The sequence below is a fragment of the Vibrio sp. 1401 genome (assembly GCF_033340295.1).
Window position 1 is genome coordinate 1 of the sequence record NZ_JAWOWF010000093.1, and the last position, 3,768, is coordinate 3,768.

4 protein-coding genes are annotated in these 3,768 nt (G+C 40.9%); all 4 read right to left on the bottom strand.

Features of this window, described 5'->3' with window-relative positions; genetic code table 11:
* Positions 1–315: 315 nt before the first annotated feature.
* Positions 316–1,215 carry an immunity 49 family protein gene (locus R7Z77_RS23630; RefSeq protein ID WP_301875983.1) on the bottom strand — a complete coding sequence of 300 codons (900 nt, stop codon included), beginning with the start codon at positions 1,213–1,215 and terminating at the stop codon, positions 316–318.
* 159 nt (positions 1,216–1,374) lie between these two features.
* Positions 1,375–1,818, bottom strand: a complete 444-nt coding sequence (locus tag R7Z77_RS23635; RefSeq protein ID WP_169644514.1) for an SMI1/KNR4 family protein — start codon at positions 1,816–1,818, stop codon at positions 1,375–1,377.
* A 305-nt stretch (positions 1,819–2,123) separates the two neighbouring features.
* On the bottom strand, positions 2,124–3,023 hold the full coding sequence (locus R7Z77_RS23640; RefSeq protein WP_318070354.1) for an immunity 49 family protein: 900 nt from the start codon (positions 3,021–3,023) through the stop codon (positions 2,124–2,126).
* A gap of 519 nt (positions 3,024–3,542) precedes the next feature.
* Positions 3,543–3,768, bottom strand: a 226-nt coding sequence (locus R7Z77_RS23645; protein ID WP_318136857.1) for a hypothetical protein, incomplete at its 5' end; no start/stop codon positions are given.

The window sequence follows — 3,768 nt, forward strand, 5'->3', positions numbered from 1 at the left end:
AAACTCAGTATATTGTATAAAAGTCGGTCAACTTTAGGAGGTTTGGTTTCTCGTCTGAATTACGCAACAAAGCCCATATTGAACTTTGCGTTTACTACCATCTGAATGATTGATATAACGATGAAAAGTAACTTCGTTCTTCTCGCAATCAATATGGTCTAAATCGTATTCATATCGAATATGATTTTTAACTTTGGGTTTTCTGATAATGCCACGAATGATTGGTCGTTCGGCAAACAACAAACTCCCCACCATAAATATAAAGCCATTTCAAGAGAAAGATGGCTTATAGACTGAATTGCTAACTAAAGGGTGTTATTGAGTGATCTTCCCTGCTTTTACATCTTCTAGCCAACGTCCTTCAACAAGATAGGGTGGAAGCCAACCGGTTTCAACAGATAGACGGTTGCCTCTGTCGTACCACATGCAAGCCATGCCAAGCAGAGGGAAATTAATGAACGTGCGGAGCCCTATTCTATCTGGCCCTAATTCTCTAAGATGATATTTCTCTTGGAACTGTAGGTTTTTAACGAGCACTTCCTCAAAATCATAACCAATATTAGTAGTGAGCGCTGCGAAGGTTTCTAGGATCCCCATCGCAATTTCCAACGCCCAGTTATCCCCTTGAGCTACCGCTGCGTCCATTGCTGCAACCAGCTTATCAGGATAATCCGATGTGCGATTGTGGAACGACTGAATGACGTCTACTAGCATATAAGACAGCTCACCCGCTTTGGTAGAGCTCTGTCTCATCAAAGAAATCGAGAAGTTCGCTAACACATCCATGCTAGCTTTGTCACGAACGATGACAGAGGTAAAATACGCATCTAGCCACATTGAGGGGCAAATGAAGCCTGTTTTTAAAATACCTTCGCCTTTCCATGTTACTTCTGGATAATCAGGTAATTTAATGCTTTGAGGCTCGCTTGGCTTGATGGCAAGTTGATGGTAAAAAGCACGCATCAATGATGATTCATATAGACATAGCGTGCCGATTCTCTCATCATCGTCTAATGGAGGTAACCATGTATACAGACGGAGCTGATAAGAAATACCATCGCTCAAGTAAACCAAGTTTTCTCTTTTTATAGATATGCGCCTTTTCCTTTTGTCTAAACTCTCTTTTATTTCTTCTCGATAAGCTTCTCTTTCAAAATCACTTAGTTCAACATGAGCTACTCGTTCAACCTTTTTTACCTCTGAGCTATCAACCACTTCTGAACTCTCCTATATCTATATCAAACTCTTTTGCTTTGAACTTGGAAACCTTACCGCTAGAGGGTATTTCTGCTTGTGTATGTAATTTCAGTTGGTGCCTCGTAAATCATATCAAAGTCGCCTGGCTTCGAAATTGAGGCTCTATGTAACAACAGTTCAAAGGCTGAGCATATATTCCAAAAATGCCTCAAATGTTGTCCATGATTGGGCTTCTTTACCAAACAATTCATCTATGAAAAGGGCTACTTGCCCCGATCTTTCTGATTCATTTGAAAATAAAAAGTAGTAGCCACCTCCGGCATAGCGCTCTAATACGCAACCGTTTTGTGGTATTTTCTCAAAATCACTCGGTATCTCATCCTCGCGAAGTTCAAGAGTGCGCTCAACTGTAAGATAGTCCTCATCTTCAGAGTATCCATAAATCGTATGACCAAACCACTCAACGTAACCATATTTTCTTAGAAAAACTTTATATGGCTCCGGAAAGGATAATCCTAGCTGATTTTCCATTTCATGAATTGATACGTCATTCAACTCTCCAAAGCACTCAAACCCTTCTTTTTCGGTGAATTGATCGAGCATTACGTCTAAGCTTCTCATATTTAAAACTCTATTTTTGATATATATTTTGCCTTCATCGTACCAGTGCAATCGCTTATTGTACTTCTGATGAGGCTTGGAATTCATTACCCTGAAGTTATTGAACGAGTTATCCCCTTTCCGAAATAAAAGAGGTCTTATGGTGAATGATTAAATCCGTCGAGAAGTCTTCCTGATTTAATCATTTTGAACAACTGCTTTGAAGTAAAACGCTTCGCTGCCTCTTTTGTAATCGCGTAACAACGAACCCCTCACCATAAACTTATAAGCCACCTCGTAAAAGATGGCTTATAAGTAAAGAGAATTTATCTAGTGATCTTCCCTGCTTTTACATCTTCTAGCCAACGTCCTTCAACAAGATAGGGTGGAAGCCAACCGGTTTCAATAGATAGACGGTTGCCTTTGTCGTACCACATACATGCCATGCCAAGCAGAGGGAAGTTGATAAAAGTTCTGATGCCTATCCTATCTGGTCCCAATTCTCGAAGATGATATTTCTCTTGGAACTGTAGGTTTTTAACGAGCACTTCCTCAAAATCATAACCAATATTAGTAGTGAGCGCTGCGAAGGTTTCTAGGATCCCCATCGCAATTTCCAACGCCCAGTTATCCCCTTGAGCTACCGCCGCGTCCATTGCTGCAACCAGCTTATCTGGGTAGTCCGATGTGCGGTTGTGGAACGACTGAATGACGTCTACTAGCATATAAGATAACTCGCCCGCTTTGGTAGAACTCTGTCTCATCAAAGAAATAGGAAAGTTTGCCAATACGTCCATGCTAGCTTTGTCACGCACAATCACCGAAGTAAAATAAGCATCTAACCATCGATTAGGGTGTAAACATCCAGTTTTCAAAATACCTTCGCCTTTCCATGTCACTTCTGGATAATCAGGTAATTTAACGCTTTGAGGTTCATTTGGTTTAATGGCAAGTTGATGGTAAAAAGCACGCATCAATGATGCCTCATAAAGGCAAAGTGTTCCGATTTGTTCAGTTTCTATTGAAGATGGAAAGCAACTATACCACCTCACTTGTTCTGAAACGTCGTCGCTAAGAGCGACTAAGTTCTCCCTGCGGATTGCTATTAGCTCTTTGCGCTCATCTAAATCTTCATTGATATACATTTGGTAGTCAGCGACATCATTTGGTGTCAATTGAGGTTCCGCCTTTCTCTTCATGCTAACTTTCTTTTTATTATCAGACATTTAATCCAGTCCTAATTCTACGTTAAATTCCTTTACATTAACTGAAGAAACCTCTCCAGCATCAGAAATAGCCGCTGCGGTGTGAATATATCTAACAGGAGTTTTTTTTCTCAATGCTTTTTATACTTCTGGCCGCTTTCTATTCGGTTGTATCTTTGTCCTTTTGAGCCATTAGATCAGTAATTGCAGTTGCATATTCAGTTGTCCCTTGCTGATATGCCATATTTCCAACCTTACGGCTGTCTAGTGGGCTAATACCTCTTAACGTCTACGAGAATAATTTCCCTGGGTTTTGGGTTCTTCTACAAGGTAGGCCATACCGTAGTCTCCTGGTTGTAAGAAAACACGCCATTATTTTTTAGGGGACAACTCCTAGTTAAGTGACATACCGTTGAGTCTTAGCCATAAAATGCCATGTGTCACGAAACATGAACGCCAAAAATAGAGATCTAACCTATTTTTTCCAGTACCCTCTAGATGCTCGCTCTGGGATTACCAGATTCCAAACAGATTTACTGCCTATAGATTCGTAAAACTCGGCGGCCCCGATCTCTTTAGTGGACGGCTGAAACCAATGAGGTTGAGGCACTTTTTTAGAATTCCATTAGAAACTGCCATAGCAATTGCTGTTTCACAGCACTCAACGTCGGTCAAGCCTTTGAAGGGGCCCCCCTGTGTCAGGCTAGTTGTCACTGTTAAAAAATAACCAATTAAAGGGGCGGTGACAGAGGAAATATGTCTCGTT

Excerpts from the sequence above, each read along its gene's own strand:
- R7Z77_RS23635 (WP_169644514.1), bottom strand. The coding sequence starts at position 1,818 with ATGAGAAGCTTAGACGTAATGCTCGATCAATTCACCGAAAAAGAAGGG.
- R7Z77_RS23640 (WP_318070354.1), bottom strand. The coding sequence starts at position 3,023 with ATGTCTGATAATAAAAAGAAAGTTAGCATGAAGAGAAAGGCGGAACCT.